This window comes from Flavobacterium sp. UM26, assembly GCF_057922445.1.
Genome location: NZ_JBVHCY010000011.1, coordinates 129,298 through 148,443, shown reverse-complemented (window position 1 = coordinate 148,443; position 19,146 = coordinate 129,298). Strand labels below are relative to the sequence as shown.

The following is a 19,146-nucleotide window of genomic DNA, read 5'->3' as shown; positions in this document are numbered from 1 at the left end:
TTATACGATACTATTACTTTTTTTTTAATCAAAATTTTGTCCATTGATGCTAACAAATCAGACTGAAAGATTGAATTTTGCCTCTACAAAAAACATCCCAGACTATCCAGACTTCCTGGATGTTCAGGTGAAGTCATTTAAAGATTTTTTTCAATTAGAAACTAAATCTGACGAAAGAGGTAACGAAGGTTTATACAACACCTTCATGGAAAACTTTCCAATTACAGATACAAGAAATAACTTTGTATTGGAATTCCTCGATTATTTCGTAGATCCACCACGTTATACCATTCAAGAATGTATAGAAAGAGGACTTACCTATAGCGTGCCGTTAAAAGCTAGACTTAAACTTTACTGTACAGACCCAGAACACGAAGATTTTGAAACTATTGTACAAGATGTTTATCTTGGAACAATTCCTTACATGACGCCAAGTGGTACATTTGTTATCAACGGAGCAGAGCGTGTTGTAGTTTCTCAGTTACACCGTTCGCCTGGTGTGTTCTTTGGACAATCCTTCCATGCAAATGGAACTAAATTATACTCTGCCAGAGTAATCCCTTTTAAAGGTTCTTGGATAGAGTTTTCTACTGATATTAATAGTGTAATGTACGCTTATATTGATAGAAAGAAAAAATTACCTGTAACTACTTTATTCCGTGCTATTGGTTTTGAAAGAGATAAAGATATTCTTGAAATCTTTGACTTAGCTGAAGAAATTAAAGTTTCTAAAACTGGGCTTAAAAAATACATTGGAAGAAAATTAGCAGCTCGTGTATTGAATACATGGCATGAAGATTTCGTTGACGAAGATACTGGTGAAGTAGTGTCAATTGAACGTAACGAAATTATTTTAGATAGAGATACAATTATCGACAAGGATAATGTAGAGGAAATCATTGACTCGAATGTTAAATCTATTTTGTTACACAAAGAAGATAACAACCAAGTTGATTACTCTATCATTCATAATACTTTACAAAAAGATCCAACAAACTCTGAAAAAGAAGCTGTTGAGCATATCTACAGACAATTGCGTAACGCAGAACCGCCTGATGAAGAAACTGCTCGTGGCATTATAGATAAATTATTCTTCTCTGACCAACGTTACAACTTAGGTGAAGTAGGTCGTTATAGAATTAATAAAAAATTAGGTTTAGATACTCCAATGGAAAAGCAAGTGCTTACCAAGGAAGATATCATAACTATCGTTAAATATTTGATCGAATTGATCAACTCAAAAGCTGAGATTGATGATATTGATCACTTATCAAACCGTCGTGTTAGAACAGTTGGAGAACAATTGTCACAACAATTCGGTGTTGGTTTAGCGCGTATGGCTAGAACCATTAGAGAGCGTATGAACGTTAGAGATAACGAGGTGTTTACACCAATAGATTTGATTAATGCTAAAACATTGTCTTCTGTTATCAACTCTTTCTTTGGAACGAATCAGTTGTCTCAATTTATGGATCAAACGAATCCATTGGCTGAGATTACGCACAAAAGAAGATTATCTGCACTTGGGCCAGGTGGACTTTCTCGTGAAAGAGCTGGTTTTGAGGTTCGTGACGTTCACTATACGCATTATGGACGTTTATGTCCTATTGAAACTCCTGAGGGACCAAACATTGGTTTGATTTCTTCTCTTGGTGTTTATGCTAAAGTAAATGGAATGGGATTCATTGAAACTCCTTACCGTAAGGTTTCTAATGGAGTTGTTGATTTAGAATCTGCTCCTATTTATCTTAGTGCAGAAGAGGAAGAAGGCATGATGATTTCTCAAGCAAACATTGAAATGGATGCTACAGGTAAAATTACTGCTGACAACGTAATTGCTAGACAAGAAGGTGATTTCCCAGTAATTGAACCTAGTCAAGTTGATTATGCTGACGTAGCACCAAATCAAATTGCTTCTATATCTGCATCTTTAATTCCTTTCTTGGAGCATGATGATGCGAACCGTGCGTTGATGGGATCAAACATGATGCGTCAAGCAGTACCTTTAATTCGTCCAGAAGCTCCTATTGTAGGAACTGGTTTAGAGCGTCAAGTAGCATCAGATTCTAGAGTATTGATAAATGCTGAAGGTGATGGAGTAGTAGAATATGTTGACGCTAATATCATTACTATTAAATACGACCGTTCTGAAGAAGAAAGAATGGTTAGTTTTGAGCCTGATGAAAAGACATACAATCTAATTAAATTTAGAAAAACCAACCAAGGAACAAGTATCAACTTGAAACCTATCGTTAGAAAAGGGGATAGAGTTACTCTTGGTCAAGTTTTATCTGAAGGTTATGCTACTCAAAATGGAGAGTTAGCATTGGGTCGTAACCTTAAAGTGGCGTTTATGCCATGGAAAGGATACAACTTTGAGGATGCAATTGTAATTTCTGAAAAAGTTGTACGTGATGATATCTTTACGTCTATTCATATCGATGATTATTCATTAGAAGTTAGAGATACTAAATTAGGTAATGAAGAATTAACTAATGATATTCCTAATGTTTCTGAAGAAGCGACTAAAGATCTAGACGAAAATGGTATGATCAGAATTGGAGCCGAGGTAAAACCTGGTGATATTTTGATTGGAAAAATTACTCCAAAAGGAGAGTCAGACCCAACTCCAGAAGAAAAATTACTTCGTGCTATCTTTGGTGATAAAGCGGGTGATGTTAAAGATGCTTCATTAAAAGCTTCTCCTTCATTACATGGTGTAGTTTTAGATAAAAAATTATTTGCAAGAGCAGTAAAAGATAAACGCAAGCGTACTCAGGATAAAGATGCTTTAAGCGCTTTAGAAATGGAGTTTGAAGTTAAATTTGTTGAATTGAAAGACAGATTGATTGAAAAACTTTTCCTAATCGTTAATGGAAAAACTTCTCAAGGTGTAATGAATGATTTGGGTGAAGAAGTATTACCAAAAGGTAAAAAATATACCCAAAAAATGCTTTATGCTGTTGAAGATTTCGCTCACTTAAGTAAAGGTCAATGGGTTGCTGATGATGTAACTAATAAAATGGTTAATGATTTAATTCATAACTATAAAATTAAATTGAACGATTTACAAGGTGCATTACGCAGAGAGAAATTCACTATTACTGTTGGTGATGAATTACCATCAGGAATTTTGAAATTAGCTAAAGTTTATATTGCTAAAAAACGTAAATTAAAAGTTGGGGATAAAATGGCGGGACGTCACGGAAACAAAGGTATTGTTGCTCGTATTGTTCGTCATGAAGATATGCCTTTCTTAGAAGATGGAACTCCTGTTGATATCGTATTGAACCCACTTGGGGTACCTTCACGTATGAACATTGGACAAATCTATGAAACAGTTTTAGGATGGGCTGGAATGAATTTGGGTAGAAAATTTGCTACTCCAATTTTTGATGGTGCTTCTCTCGAACAAATCAATGCTTTAACAGATGAGGCTGGTGTGCCACGTTTTGGACATACACACCTTTATGATGGTGGTACTGGAGAACGTTTCCATCAAGCAGCTACAGTTGGTGTGATTTATATGTTGAAATTAGGTCACATGGTTGATGATAAGATGCACGCTCGTTCTATTGGTCCATACTCGTTGATTACTCAACAACCACTTGGAGGTAAGGCTCAATTTGGAGGTCAGCGTTTCGGAGAGATGGAGGTTTGGGCACTTGAGGCATATGGAGCATCAAGTACACTTAGAGAAATCTTGACTGTTAAATCTGATGATGTTATTGGTAGAGCCAAAACTTACGAAGCAATCGTTAAGGGAGAGTCTATGCCAGAGCCAGGATTACCAGAATCATTCAATGTGTTAATGCATGAATTGAAAGGTCTTGGACTTGACATTCGTTTAGAAGAATAATTAATTCACAGCAATCAGTTCCATGTCTATTGGGACTGATTGCTATTTATAAAAGTTTTTAGGATTTATACCCGTAACCCGTTCCGATTTTTTATGTTGATTCTCAGGAAACACATAACTAGCACTTCAGAGAGAAGTTTTGAGAAGTAATTCGTGGTAATAGAGCTTAATGAATTTTGGAAATTTAGTAACTACTATTTTATCAATAATTCATAAATCTAAAATCAATTTTTAATTGCAAATAAATCAATAGTAAAAACTATGATGAATAATAGAAACAACAATAAAGATAAGAATCCTGTAAAAAGATTCAATAAAATTTCGATAGGATTAGCTTCTCCTGAGTCTATTTTGAAAGAGTCAAGAGGCGAGGTGTTAAAACCTGAAACTATCAACTACAGAACGCACAAACCAGAACGTGATGGTTTATTCTGTGAAAGAATTTTCGGTCCTGTAAAAGATTTTGAATGTGCATGTGGTAAATATAAAAGAATCCGTTACAAAGGAATTATCTGCGACCGTTGTGGTGTTGAAGTTACCGAAAAGAAAGTAAGAAGAGATAGAGTGGGGCATATCAACTTGGTAGTGCCTATTGCACATATCTGGTATTTCCGTTCTTTACCAAATAAAATTGGTTATATTTTAGGCTTGCCATCTAAGAAATTGGATATGATTATTTACTACGAAAGATACGTAGTAATCCAAGCAGGTATTGCTAAAAATGCTGATGGAGAATCTTTACAACGATTAGATTTCTTAACTGAAGAAGAGTATTTAAATATTTTGGACACTCTTCCTGCTGATAATCAATATTTAGATGATTTTGATCCAAATAAATTTGTTGCCAAAATGGGAGCAGAGTGTATTATGGATTTATTAGCTCGAATTGATTTAGATGAATTATCATACGAATTAAGACATAGTGCAAATAATGAGACTTCAAAACAACGTAAGACTGAGGCGTTAAAACGTCTTCAAGTTGTTGAGTCTTTCCGTGAATCTAATTTGAATCGTGAGAATCGTCCAGAATGGATGATCATGAAAGTGATTCCTGTTATTCCACCAGAGTTGCGTCCATTAGTACCGCTTGATGGAGGTCGTTTTGCAACATCAGATTTAAATGATTTATACCGTCGTGTAATTATACGTAATAACCGTTTGAAAAGATTGATGGAGATTAAAGCTCCTGAAGTTATCTTAAGAAACGAGAAACGTATGTTGCAAGAATCTGTTGACTCTTTATTTGACAACACTCGTAAAGCTTCTGCTGTTAAAACAGAATCTAACCGTCCGTTGAAATCTTTATCGGATTCCTTAAAAGGTAAACAAGGTCGTTTCCGTCAAAACTTACTTGGAAAACGTGTGGATTATTCAGCTCGTTCGGTAATTGTTGTTGGACCAGAAATGAAATTGTTTGAATGTGGTCTTCCAAAGGACATGGCAGCCGAATTATACAAACCTTTTGTAATCCGTAAGTTGATTGAAAGAGGTATTGTTAAAACAGTTAAATCTGCTAAAAAAATAATTGACAAAAAAGAGCCAGTTGTATGGGATATTCTTGAAAATGTAATCAAAGGACATCCAGTATTGCTTAACCGTGCTCCTACTTTGCACCGTTTAGGTATTCAGGCTTTTCAACCAAAATTAATTGAAGGTAAAGCAATTCAATTGCACCCATTAGTTTGTACGGCATTCAACGCGGATTTTGATGGGGATCAGATGGCGGTTCACTTGCCATTAGGGCCTGAGGCAATTTTGGAAGCGCAATTATTGATGTTAGCTTCTCACAATATCTTGAACCCTGCCAATGGTGCTCCTATTACAGTACCTTCTCAGGACATGGTCTTGGGTCTATATTATATGACCAAAGAACGTTTAACTACACCTGAATTGACTATTCTTGGTGAAGGATTGACATTCTACTCTGCTGAAGAGGTCAATATTGCCTTGAATGAAGGAAGATTAGAGTTGAATGCTCGTGTGAAAATTAGAGCAAAAGATTTTGATGAGAATGGAGAGTTAGTATATAAGATTATTCAAACTACTGCTGGACGTGTATTATTTAATGAAGTAGTACCGGAAGCAGCTGGATATATCAATGATGTATTGACTAAGAAAAACTTGAGAGATATTATTGGTCACGTATTAAGTTCGACTGATGTACCTACGACAGCAGCTTTCTTAGACGATATGAAAAATATGGGTTATAAATTCGCTTTCAAAGGAGGTTTATCTTTCTCTTTAGGTGATATTAGAATTCCAGAACAAAAAACAAAATTAATTGCTGATGCAAGAGAGCAAGTAGAAGGAATTTCTGCTAACTATAACATGGGTCTTATCACTAATAACGAACGTTACAACCAAGTTATTGACGTATGGACTTCTGCAAATGCTCAATTGACTGAGTTGGCAATGAAAAATATTAGAGAAGATCAACAAGGATTCAACTCAGTTTACATGATGCTTGATTCTGGAGCGAGGGGATCTAAAGAGCAAATTCGTCAGTTAACGGGTATGCGTGGTTTGATGGCTAAACCTAAAAAATCAACTGCTGGTGGTGGTGAAATTATCGAAAACCCGATCCTTTCGAACTTTAAAGAAGGTTTATCAATCCTTGAGTATTTTATCTCTACGCACGGTGCACGTAAAGGTCTTGCGGATACGGCGTTGAAAACAGCAGATGCTGGATATTTAACTCGTAGATTGCATGACGTTTCTCAAGACGTTATTGTTAACATGGAAGATTGTGGTACGCTACGAGGTGTAGAAGTATCGGCTTTGAAGAAAAACGAAGAGATTGTAGAATCTTTAGGAGAAAGAATCTTAGGGCGTGTTGCCTTACAAGATGTAATTAATCCTTTAACCACCGATATTTTAGTTCATGCAGGAGAACAAATTACTGAATCTATTGTGAAAGCAATTGAAGCTTCTCCAGTAGAAAAAGTTGAAGTACGTTCTGCATTAACATGTGAGGCAACCAAAGGTATTTGTGCAAAATGTTACGGTAGAAACTTAGCTACTGGTAAGATGACACAAAAAGGAGAAGCTGTTGGAGTTATTGCTGCACAGTCTATTGGTGAGCCAGGGACACAGTTAACATTGCGTACTTTCCACGTTGGAGGGGTTGCTGGAGGTATCTCTGAAGATTCTAGTATTATTGCTCGTTTTGCTGGTAAATTAGAAATCGAGGATTTAAAAACAGTTAAAGGAGAAGACAACGAAGGAAACGCTGTTGATATTGTTGTGTCTCGTTCTACTGAATTGAAATTAATTGATGAAAAAACAGGTATTTTATTAAGTACAAACAATATTCCTTACGGTTCTAGTATTTTTGTTGCTGATGGACAATCTGTTGCAAAAGGAGAAGTTATCTGTAAATGGGATCCATATAACGGTGTAATTGTTTCTGAATTTACTGGTAAAATTGAATACGAAGATTTAGAGCAAGGACAATCGTTCATGGTTGAAATCGATGAGCAAACTGGTTTCCAAGAAAAAGTAATCTCTGAGTCAAGAAACAAAAAATTAATCCCAACATTATTGGTTTATGGTAAAGACGGAGAATTGATTCGTTCTTACAACTTACCAGTTGGTGCTCACTTGATGGTAGAGAATGGAGAGAAAATTAAAGCAGGTAAGGTACTGGTAAAAATCCCACGTCGTTCTTCAAAATCAGGCGATATCACGGGAGGTTTACCAAGAATTACAGAGTTGTTAGAAGCTCGTAATCCATCTAATCCAGCTGTAGTTTCTGAAATTGACGGGGTAGTTTCTTTTGGAAAAATTAAAAGAGGTAACCGAGAAATTATCATCGAGTCTAAATTTGGTGATGTTAGAAAATACTTGGTGAAATTATCAAGTCAAATTCTTGTTCAAGAGAATGATTTCGTAAGAGCAGGGATGCCATTGTCAGACGGTGCCATTACTCCAGACGATATTTTAAGAATCCAGGGGCCAGCAGCGGTACAACAATACTTAGTGAATGAAATTCAAGAGGTTTACCGTTTACAAGGGGTAAAAATCAATGACAAGCACTTTGAAGTTGTAATTCGTCAAATGATGCGTAAAGTAAGAGTTCAAGATCCAGGAGATACTTTATTCTTAGAAGATCAATTGATTCATACTAAAGATTTCATCGTTCAAAATGATAATCTTTACGGAATGAAAGTGGTGGAAGATGCAGGGGATTCTACAGTATTGAAGCCAGGTCAAATTGTTACTCCACGTGAGTTGCGTGACGAAAACTCTTTATTGAAACGTACGGATAAAAACTTGGTTGTAGCTCGTGATGTTATTACAGCAACTGCTACTCCAATTTTACAAGGTATTACAAGAGCATCGTTACAAACGAAATCATTTATCTCTGCTGCTTCTTTCCAAGAAACAACTAAAGTGTTAAACGAAGCTGCTGTGGCAGGTAAGGTTGATTTATTAGAAGGCTTGAAAGAAAACGTAATTGTAGGACATAGAATTCCTGCAGGTACTGGTATGAGAGAGTATGATAATACTATTGTAGGTTCGAAAGAAGACTACAATGATATGATGGCTAACAAAGAAGAGTACATTTACTAATGTATTTAGAGATGTAAGATTATATATTCAAAGACGATTTCGATCGTCTTTGAATTTTTTAAATCACTACCTCTTTGAATCTTTAATTTTTTACTATGAAAGAGCAACAAGAACAAATTAATATTGAATTAGACGAGAGTATTGCTGAAGGAGTTTATTCTAACTTGGCGATTATCAATCATTCCTCTTCGGAGTTTGTTTTGGATTTTGTGAGTATTATGCCTGGTTTGCCAAAAGCAAAAGTAAAGTCCAGAATAGTATTGACGCCACAACATGCGAAACGATTAATCAAGGCCTTGTCGGATAACGTTCATCGTTTTGAGTTAGCTCACGGTGAAATTAAAGATACAGAGCAAGCGCCAATTCCTTTAAATTTTGGTCCAACAGGACAAGCTTAAATACAAAAAAAGACTTCTTAACGAAGCCTTTTTTTTTAAAAGTAAAGTAAAAACAAAGCCAACTTTTTAGAGTTGGCTTTCTTGTATTAATCAAATTCTGAAGTGAAAAATAATTTAACGCTCGGGAATTTGCTTTGTGTCATTTGAATAGTAAAATCAGAATCAGCAAGAAATACGAGTTGGTTGTATTTGTCTTTGGCCAAAAATTTCTGTTTGATACGTTTGAATTCTTTGAATTCCTCATTTTTAGCATCGTCTGGTTTTACCCAACACGCTTTATGAACAGGGAAGTTTTCGTAAGTACACTTTGCTCCGTATTCATGTTCTAAACGATACTGAATTACCTCATATTGTAGTGCACCAACCGTCCCAATTACTTTACGATTATTCATTTCGAGTGTAAACAACTGCGCAACACCTTCATCCATTAATTGGTCGACACCTTTATCCAACTGCTTTGCTTTTAATGGATCGGCATTATTGATGTATCTAAAGTGTTCTGGCGAGAAACTTGGAATTCCTTTGAAACTCATAATTTCGCCTTCGGTCAGCGTGTCTCCAATTTTAAAGTTTCCTGTATCGTGTAATCCTACAATATCCCCAGGATATGAAATGTCTACAATTTCTTTTTTCTCAGCAAAAAAAGCATTGGGGCTAGAAAACTTTAGATTTTTCTTTTGGCGAACATGATAATAAGGCTTATTTCTTTCAAAAGTTCCCGATACAATTTTTATAAACGCCAAACGATCTCTGTGTTTTGGATCCATATTCGCATGAATTTTAAACACAAAACCAGACATTTTCTCTTCTTTAGGATCGACCAATCTTGTTTCAGATTCTTTGGCTCTTGGAGAAGGTGCTATGCTTATAAAACAATCCAACAATTCTCTTACTCCAAAATTATTCAAAGCTGAACCAAAAAATACGGGTTGAATTTTTCCATCCAAATACTCTTGTCTGTCAAATTTTGGATATACTTCGTCGATTAATTCCAACTCGTCACGAAGTTTTTCAGCAGGTTTTGCACCGATAATTTTTTCGAGTTCTGGACTTTTTACATCAGAGAAAGCAATTGTTTCTTCTATGTTTTTTCGGCTATCACCGCTAAAAAGATTGATGTTTTCTTCCCATAAGTTGTAGATTCCTTGAAAATCATAACCCATACCAATCGGGAAACTAAGAGGTGTAACCGTAAGACCCAGTTTTTGTTCCACTTCATCCATCAAATCAAAAGCGTCCTTACCTTCACGATCAAGTTTGTTAATAAAAACAATCATCGGAATGTTTCTCATTCTACAAACTGCAACTAACTTTTCAGTTTGCTCCTCAACACCCTTCGCAACGTCAATCACCACAATAACACTATCTACCGCCGTTAAGGTTCGGAACGTGTCCTCGGCAAAATCCTTGTGTCCAGGAGTATCTAGAATATTGATTTTTTTATCCTTGTAATTAAAAGCCAAAACAGAGGTTGATACAGAGATTCCTCTTTGGCGCTCAATCTCCATGAAATCACTAGTTGCCCCTTTTTTTATCTTGTTGTTTTTAACGGCCCCAGCCTCTTGAATAGCACCACCAAAAAGTAATAATTTTTCGGTAAGTGTAGTTTTTCCGGCATCAGGATGCGATATGATGCCAAACGTTCTTCTGCGTTGTATTTCTTGTAAAAAACTCATATTTGCTTTAAATAGTTTGCAAAAGTACTATTTATAAACACGAATTAAAAAAAAGCAAGTACAAATCTCTTTTTTATCTCTTCTAAATGAAACAAATCCAAAGTATAGAAGTAATTAGGAGCAGTTGGGAATTCGCTTTTTTGTGATCATCGTCCCGCTATCCGTTACAATCCCCGCGAAAAAAAGCGGGGGATTTTCACTGCTATCGGGGCTAGGGAGCAACATTTTGCGCTTTTGGTTTTACTTTAAATCATTTCGAATACGGCTTGTTAATAATTTTTTGTTAATAGTAGTGCCTATAGTTGTATTATGTCTTTGAATTGCTATTTTTGTTAGCAATTTATATGCTTTTTCTCAAGTAGAAATTTTTGTAGTGCAAAAAAAAATACAATTGTTACGAATGACATAAAAAGAGTAATAGCAAGAAATTAGCATGTCAAATAATAATTTAAACATACAATTTAACCTTTTTTCGATGAAGTTTTTAAAATACAATTTTGTACTTCCTATTTGTTTCGTTTTAATGGCAACTTTTGCAATGCATGCACAAGAAGTGATAAAAGAAAAAGCAATAGAGGCAGTAAAAGAAAATCCAACTAAACGCCAAAAAGTAGATGGAGTAATAGCAACCGTTGGAGATTATATTGTATTAGATTCAGATATCGACAAATCATTTTTAGAGATTACTGCTGCTGGAGGCTCTGTTAGTGGAGTTTCAAGATGTCAAATGCTTGGAAAATTATTAGAGGACAAACTCTATGCTCACCAAGCCATTCAAGACAGTATTGTAGTTTCAGATTTTGATATCAAAGGAATGATGGAAGAACGTTTGAACTATATGGTTGAGAATTTAGGCTCAATGGATAAAGTCGTAGAGATGTACAAAAAAAGTTCCGAAGAAGAACTTAGATCAACATTTTTCGATGTTTTGAAAGAGCAAAAACTAAGCTCAGAAATGGGTAAAAAAATTGTTGATGGGGTAGAAATCACTCCAGAAGAAGTTCGTAATTACTTTAAAGCTATCCCAAAAGCAGATTTGCCTACGTTTGGCGCTGAAATGGAAGTGGCGCAAATTGTTATCGCTCCAAAAGTAACCCAAGAAGACAAACAAAAAGTAATTGACCGTTTGAAAGGCTTCAAAAAAGAAGTTGAAGCAGGAGCTAGTTTTTCTACTAAAGCCGTTTTGTATACTCAAGATCCAGGATCAAGAGCTACTGGTGGTTTCTATAAAATGAATAGAAAAACACCTTTTGTAAAAGAATTTAAAGAAGTTGCTTTCAAATTAGCCGAAGGAGAAATCTCAGAGCCTTTCGAAACAGATTTTGGTTTTCATATCATTTTGGTTGAAAAAATAAAAGGACAAGAATTAGAATTACGTCATATTCTACTTACTCCAACCGTTTCTGAAGCATCCATTAAAGAAGCCAAAGAGAAAATAGATTTGATTAGAAAAAGAATCATCGATAAAGATATTACTTTCGCAGAAGCAGCAAGAACACTTTCAGATGAAAAAGAAACAAGAGCCAATGGCGGAGCTTTGATTAATCCAAAAACACAAGACACTCGTTTTGAGTTGACCAAAATGGATCCAAGTTTATACAGCAGAGTTTCTAATCTTAAAGATCAAGAGATTTCTCAGCCTTTTCTGGAAGAAGATCAAGGGAAAAAGACTTTTAAAATTATAACCGTGACCAATAGAATCGATGAGCACACCGCTGATTATTCTAAAGATTATATCAAAATTAAAGATTTGGCTTTGAAAGAAAAACAAATCAAAGCAGTAGGTAAATGGTTTGAAGAAAAAATCAAAGAAACCTACATCAAAATTAATGGAGAGTATAGAGACTGTGCTTTTACGAATAACTGGTTAAAAAAATAATTTTTATATAATAAATAAAAAGAGTTAGTTTTATGATTTCATAGACTAACTCTTTTTTAATTAAAACAAACTTATATGTCAGATGTTGATGCTATTCATGCTTTAGTTCAAAAGCGAAACCAACTCAAAACAGAGATTGCAAAAATTATTGTAGGTCAAGATGATGTGATTGATCAAATTGTCCTTTCTATCTTCTCTGGTGGTCATGCATTGCTCGTTGGTGTGCCAGGTTTAGCAAAAACGTTAATGGTAAATACTTTAGCGCAAGCACTTGGTTTGGATTTTAAAAGAATTCAATTTACCCCAGATTTGATGCCTTCCGATATTTTGGGGAGTGAAATTTTAGATGAAAATCGACATTTTAAGTTTATAAAAGGGCCAATTTTCTCGAATATTATTTTGGCTGATGAGATCAATAGAACTCCTCCAAAAACACAAGCCGCTTTGTTGGAAGCCATGCAAGAACGTGCAGTTACGATTGCAGGTCATAATTATAAATTAGATTTGCCTTATTTTGTTTTGGCAACTCAAAACCCCATCGAGCAAGAAGGAACTTATCCGTTGCCGGAGGCACAGTTGGATCGTTTTATGTTTGCAATCAAGTTGGATTATCCTAGTTTTTTGGAAGAAGTACAAGTAGTGAAAAATACAACTTCAGATGTTAAGTTAGCTATTAATCCATTATTTACAGCCGAGGAGATTATAGAGTATCAGCATTTAATTCGTCGCATACCTGTGGCAGATAATGTAATCGAGTATGCGGTAACTTTGGTTAGTAAAACTCGTCCTAACAACCCTTTGTCTAATGATTATGTAAAAAATTATTTGGATTGGGGTGCTGGTCCAAGGGCTTCGCAAAACTTGATTATAGCTGCAAAAGCGAATGCTGCTTTTAATGGAAAATTCTCCCCAGACATAGAAGATGTGAAGGCTGTGGCAACAGGAATTTTGCGTCACAGAATCATCAAAAACTATAAAGCCGATGCAGAGGGAATTTCTGAAGAAACGATCATAGAAAAGCTATTATAACGTTATAGTTGTCTTATTTAGAAAGGTTCTTTGTTTGAAATACAACAAAGAGTCTTTTTTTATTTTGTCGTATATTTTCATATTGATAAAAAAATCTTTTTAAAATATTGAATAATCAAAAATCTTTGCAAAAATTGAATTTTTATCAATAAATAATGATGATCTGCTGTTTTTGTCGATAATAATTTTCAAAAAGGGGAGTTCTATTAAATTTTTTTAATTCTCGGCTTTAATTCCTAAATTTGCGTACAAAAAAAATAAAACACTTAATTATTATGGCTTTTTGGTATTGAAATCATCAATAAGGAGGGTCATTAACATACTACATTATGAGCATTTATCACGATTACATCAAAGAGATCGAAGAACGAAAAATTCAAGGATTACATCCAAAGCCCATTGATACTGCTGAGTTGTTGAGCGAAATCATTGCGCAAATTAAAGATATTGAAAATCAATATCGAGCAGATTCTCTTCACTTTTTTATTTACAATACTTTGCCAGGTACAACTAGTGCAGCTGGTGTAAAAGCAAAGTTTTTAAAAGAGATTATTTTAGGGGAGTCTGTAGTAAATGAAATCACTCCAGCATTTGCTTTTGAGTTATTATCACACATGAAAGGTGGACCTTCAATTGAAGTTTTGTTGGACTTAGCTTTAGGTAATGACGTAGCTATCGCTAAAGAAGCTGCAGATGTACTTAAAACTCAAGTTTACCTTTATGACGCAGATACTAATCGTCTAAAAGTAGCTTACGAAAACGGCAATACAATTGCCAAAGAAATTCTTGAAAGTTACGCAAAAGCAGAGTTCTTTACAAAGCTTCCAGAAATACCTGAAGAGATTCAGGTGGTAACATTTATTGCAGGAGAAGGAGATATCTCTACAGATTTATTGTCTCCAGGAAATCAAGCGCACTCAAGATCAGACCGAGAGTTGCATGGTAAATGCATGATTTCTCCACAAGCTCAAGCTGATATTCAAGCTTTGCAAGCACAACATCCAGACAAAAGCGTGATGTTAATTGCAGAGAAAGGTACTATGGGAGTAGGGTCTTCAAGAATGTCTGGTGTAAATAATGTGGCGCTTTGGACTGGAAAAAAAGCTAGCCCTTATATTCCCTTTGTAAATATTGCGCCAATTGTTGGAGGAACAAACGGTATTTCTCCCATTTTCTTGACAACTGTAGATGTAACGGGTGGAATTGGTATTGATCTTAAAAACTGGGTTAAAAAAATAGATGCTGATGGAAAACCAATGCTTAACGAAAACGGAGACCCAATTTTAGAAGAGGTTTATTCTGTAGCTACAGGTACGGTACTTACAATCAATACTAAGGAAAAGAAATTATATAATGGCGAGCAAGAATTAATCGATATCTCAAAAGCTTTCACGCCACAAAAAATGGAATTCATCAAAGCTGGTGGTTCATATGCAATTGTTTTTGGTAAAAAAATCCAAACGTTTGCTGCTAAAACATTAGGAATTGATATTCCAACGGTGTTTGCTCCTTCAAAAGAGGTTTCTGTAGAAGGGCAAGGGCTTACAGCTGTAGAAAAAATATTTAACAAAAATGCTGTTGGTACAACACCAGGTAAAGTATTACATGCAGGCTCTGATGTTCGTGTAGCAGTAAATATTGTAGGGTCTCAGGATACTACAGGGCTTATGACTGCGCAAGAATTAGAGTCTATGGCGGCTACTGTAATTTCGCCAACAGTTGACGGAGCTTATCAATCAGGCTGTCATACCGCTTCGGTTTGGGATAAAAAAGCACAAGCAAATATTCCAAAGTTGATGAAATTTATGAACGATTTTGGATTGATTACGGCACGTGATCCAAAAGGGGTTTATCATTCTATGACAGACGTAATTCATAAAGTATTAAATGATATCACTATTGATGACTGGGCTATTATTATTGGAGGGGACTCTCATACCAGAATGTCGAAAGGGGTTGCATTTGGAGCCGACTCAGGAACTGTGGCTTTAGCTTTAGCTACAGGTGAAGCATCAATGCCTATTCCAGAATCAGTTAAGGTGACTTTTAAAGGAAGCATGAAAGAATATATGGACTTTAGAGATGTTGTTCATGCTACACAAGCTCAGATGCTTAAGAAATTTGGTGGAGAAAATGTTTTCCAAGGAAGAGTTATCGAGGTACACATTGGTACACTTACGGCAGACCAAGCTTTTACATTTACAGACTGGTCGGCTGAGATGAAAGCCAAAGCTGCTATTTGTATTTCTGAAGACAATACTTTAATTGAATCATTGGAAATTGCTAAAAGCAGAATCCAAATTATGATTGATAAAGGAATGGATAACAAAAATCAAGTACTACAAGGCTTAATCAATAAAGCAAATAAGAGAATTGCCGAAATTAAATCAGGTGAAAAACCTGCTTTAACTCCAGATGCAAATGCTAAATATTATGCCGAAGTAGAAATAGATTTGGATCAAATTGCTGAACCAATGATTGCAGATCCAGATGTAAATAATGCCGATGTATCTAAGCGATACACTCACGATACCATCAGACCATTGTCATTTTATGGAGGAGATAAAAAAGTTGACCTTGGCTTTGTAGGTTCATGTATGGTACACAAGGGCGATATGAAAATTTTAGCCCAAATGCTTAAAAATATAGAAGCGCAAAACGGTAAAGTAGAGTTCAAAGCACCTTTAGTAGTGGCGCCACCAACCTATAATATTGTTGATGAGTTAAAAGCTGAAGGCGACTGGGAAGTGTTACAAAAATACTCTGGTTTTGAGTTTGATGATAATGCGCCTAAAGCTGCTGCACGTACTGAATATGAAAATATGTTGTACTTAGAGCGTCCTGGTTGTAATCTTTGTATGGGTAACCAAGAAAAAGCTTCGAAAGGAGACACTGTAATGGCTACCTCTACACGTCTTTTCCAAGGAAGAGTAGTAGAAGATGCAGAAAACAAAAAAGGAGAGTCTTTACTTTCTTCAACGCCTGTGGTTGTCTTGTCTACCGTACTTGGAAGAACTCCAACTATAGAGGAGTACATTGCTGCTGTTGATGGAATTAACTTAACTAAGTTTTCGCCATCAAATAAACAATTAGTGATGTAATTCTTCATAAATTATTTATAAAATGTAAAGCCCGAGTGTATTAACTCGGGCTTTTTTTTAAATAGCTACTCTAATTGTCGTAAATTGTGATGTTCAAAAAGAATAACTAAAACAAATTATCTTATGGCTTTTGATATTGAAATGATTAAAAAAGTGTACGCTAGCATGGCTGAACGTGTTGATGCTGCACGAGAAATTGTTGGTCGACCTCTTACTTTAACGGAGAAGATTCTATACAGTCATCTCTGGGACGGAAAAGCTACAAAGGCATATCATAGAGGGACTGATTATGTAGATTTTGCACCAGACAGAGTCGCTTGTCAAGATGCAACGGCACAAATGGCATTGTTGCAATTTATGCATGCAGGTAAGAAAACGGTAGCTGTTCCAACAACGGTTCATTGTGATCACTTGATTTTGGCAAAAAATGGCGCTAAATCAGATTTGGCTGTAGCCAATACGCAATCGAAAGAAGTATTTGATTTTTTATCATCGGTTTCTAACAAATATGGTATTGGATTTTGGAAACCAGGGTCTGGAATTATTCATCAAATTGTTTTGGAAAATTATGCTTTCCCTGGGGGAATGATGATTGGTACTGACTCACATACTGTAAATGCGGGAGGGCTAGGAATGTTGGCAATAGGTGTTGGTGGAGCTGATGCAGTTGATGTGATGTCAGGGATGTCTTGGGAGTTGAAGTTTCCTAAACTCATTGGTGTAAAACTTACAGGGAAGTTATCAGGATGGACTGCGCCGAAAGATGTTATTTTGAAAGTAGCTGATATTCTAACCGTAAAAGGGGGAACTGGAGCTGTCGTAGAATATTTTGGAGAAGGTGCTGTTGCTATGTCGTGTACCGGTAAAGGAACGATTTGTAATATGGGTGCTGAAATTGGTGCTACAACCTCTACTTTTGGATATGATGATGCGATGCGTAGGTATTTAATGGCCACGGGACGTCAAGAGGTGGTAGAGGCTGCTGATGCAGTTGCTTCATATTTGACGGCCGATCCTGAAGTATATGCCAATCCAGAGCAGTATTTTGACCAATTGATTGAGATTAACTTGTCAGAATTAGAGCCTCACATTAATGGACCATTTACTCCAGACAGGGGTACTCCGGTATCTAAAATGAAGGCAGAAGCAGCAGCTAATGGTTGGCCTATAAAAGTCGAATGGGGATTAATTGGTTCTTGTACCAATTCATCTTATGAAGATATGGCACGCGCAGCTTCTATTGTTGAGCAAGCAGTGAATCATGGTATTACTCCAAAAGCCGAATTTGGAATTAACCCTGGTTCTGAGCAAATTCGATACACTATAGAAAGAGATGGTATTATCGCAACTTTTGAAAAAATGGGGACTAAAGTGTTTACCAATGCTTGTGGTCCTTGTATCGGACAATGGGATAGAGCAGGAGCTGATAAAGGAGAAAAGAATACCATCGTGCATTCATTCAATCGTAATTTTTCTAAAAGAGCCGATGGAAATCCAAATACACACGCTTTTGTTACCTCTCCAGAAATGGTTGCAGCCCTTGCAATTGCTGGAAGATTGGATTTTAATCCATTGACTGATACTTTGTTGAATGATAATGGAGAAGAAGTGAAATTACACGCTCCTTTCGGTGACGAATTACCCAAACGAGGATTTGATGTTGAAGAGGATGGTTTTCAAGCTCCTGCCGAGGATGGTTCAAATGTACAAATCTTGGTAAGTCCCACTTCAGACCGTTTACAACTGTTAGCTCCATTTGAGCCATGGGATGGTAAGAATATCATTGGCGCAAAGTTGTTGATTAAAGCTCTTGGAAAATGTACTACTGATCATATTTCTATGGCAGGTCCTTGGTTGCGTTTCCGTGGACATCTTGATAATATTTCTAACAATATGTTGATTGGTGCGGTCAATGCCTTTAATCAAAAAACAAACGAAGTTAAAAATCAGTTAACTGGAGCTTATGAGGCTGTGCCAACGGTTCAGAGAGCCTACAAGGCGGCTGGAGTTCCTTCGATAGTAGTGGGAGATCATAATTATGGAGAGGGTTCTTCAAGAGAACATGCGGCTATGGAACCACGTTTCTTGGGAGTGAAAGCTGTTTTGGTAAAATCATTTGCTCGTATACACGAAACGAATTTAAAAAAACAAGGTATGCTGGCTTTAACTTTTGCAAACGAGTTGGATTATGATAAAATTCAAGAAGATGACACCATCAATTTCTTGGATTTGACTGAGTTTGCAGCTGGTAAAGCTTTGACTATAGAATTAGTTCATTCTGATGGAACAAAGGAAAATATTTTGGCGAATCATACATACAATGACAGTCAAATAGGATGGTTTGTTGCAGGTTCAGCACTCAATTTAATTGCAGCAGCAGGTCAAGCATAAAACAAAAAATTAAGCAATGAAGAAAGCTTCAAAGGGAAACTTTGGAGCTTTTTTTTATTCTAGTATGATCGTTAAAATTGATTTTATAATAGTTTTAACATTTTTAAATTACCAAAAAAAAGTATATTTGTAATTCTTGATAAAAATGTGATTTTTAGATTAAAAACATCGTTTTTTTTAATCTAATTTCTGTGAAATAAGCTTTTTGATAAAAATAATACCACAATTTGTAAAAAATTAG

The 19,146-nt window shown here is 35.8% G+C and carries 8 protein-coding genes; 7 read left to right on the top strand and 1 reads right to left on the bottom strand.

Annotated features, from left to right (window positions below):
- The first annotated feature begins 46 nt into the window (after nt 1–46).
- The 3 genes from rpoB (at nt 47) to ACZ1AQ_RS13305 (ending at nt 8,829) form a co-directional block, all read left to right on the top strand.
- Nucleotides 47–3,859, top strand: a complete 3,813-nt coding sequence (gene rpoB, locus ACZ1AQ_RS13315; protein WP_489633367.1) for a DNA-directed RNA polymerase subunit beta — start codon at nt 47–49, stop codon at nt 3,857–3,859.
- A gap of 261 nt (nt 3,860–4,120) precedes the next feature.
- Nucleotides 4,121–8,431: a DNA-directed RNA polymerase subunit beta' gene (gene rpoC, locus ACZ1AQ_RS13310; protein ID WP_489633366.1), complete on the top strand. Its 4,311-nt coding sequence runs from the start codon at nt 4,121–4,123 to the stop codon at nt 8,429–8,431.
- A gap of 95 nt (nt 8,432–8,526) precedes the next feature.
- Nucleotides 8,527–8,829, top strand: a complete 303-nt coding sequence (locus ACZ1AQ_RS13305) for a DUF3467 domain-containing protein (protein WP_438061672.1) — start codon at nt 8,527–8,529, stop codon at nt 8,827–8,829.
- An 86-nt stretch (nt 8,830–8,915) separates the two neighbouring features.
- Here ACZ1AQ_RS13305 and ACZ1AQ_RS13300 read toward each other — a convergent pair whose 3' ends face one another.
- Entirely contained in the window at nt 8,916–10,505 is a 1,590-nt protein-coding gene (locus ACZ1AQ_RS13300) for a peptide chain release factor 3 (protein ID WP_489633365.1), read from the bottom strand.
- A gap of 475 nt (nt 10,506–10,980) precedes the next feature.
- Between ACZ1AQ_RS13300 and ACZ1AQ_RS13295 the strand changes: the two genes are divergently transcribed.
- The 4 genes from ACZ1AQ_RS13295 (at nt 10,981) to ACZ1AQ_RS13280 (ending at nt 18,905) form a co-directional block, all read left to right on the top strand.
- Entirely contained in the window at nt 10,981–12,384 is a 1,404-nt protein-coding gene (locus tag ACZ1AQ_RS13295; protein WP_489633364.1) for a peptidylprolyl isomerase, read from the top strand.
- A 75-nt stretch (nt 12,385–12,459) separates the two neighbouring features.
- Nucleotides 12,460–13,413, top strand: coding sequence for an AAA family ATPase (locus tag ACZ1AQ_RS13290; RefSeq protein WP_489633363.1), 954 nt, complete (start codon nt 12,460–12,462; stop codon nt 13,411–13,413).
- A gap of 329 nt (nt 13,414–13,742) precedes the next feature.
- Nucleotides 13,743–16,514: a bifunctional aconitate hydratase 2/2-methylisocitrate dehydratase gene (locus ACZ1AQ_RS13285; protein WP_489633362.1), complete on the top strand. Its 2,772-nt coding sequence runs from the start codon at nt 13,743–13,745 to the stop codon at nt 16,512–16,514.
- 123 nt (nt 16,515–16,637) lie between these two features.
- Nucleotides 16,638–18,905: an aconitate hydratase gene (locus tag ACZ1AQ_RS13280; protein WP_489633361.1), complete on the top strand. Its 2,268-nt coding sequence runs from the start codon at nt 16,638–16,640 to the stop codon at nt 18,903–18,905.
- Nucleotides 18,906–19,146 lie beyond the last annotated feature (241 nt).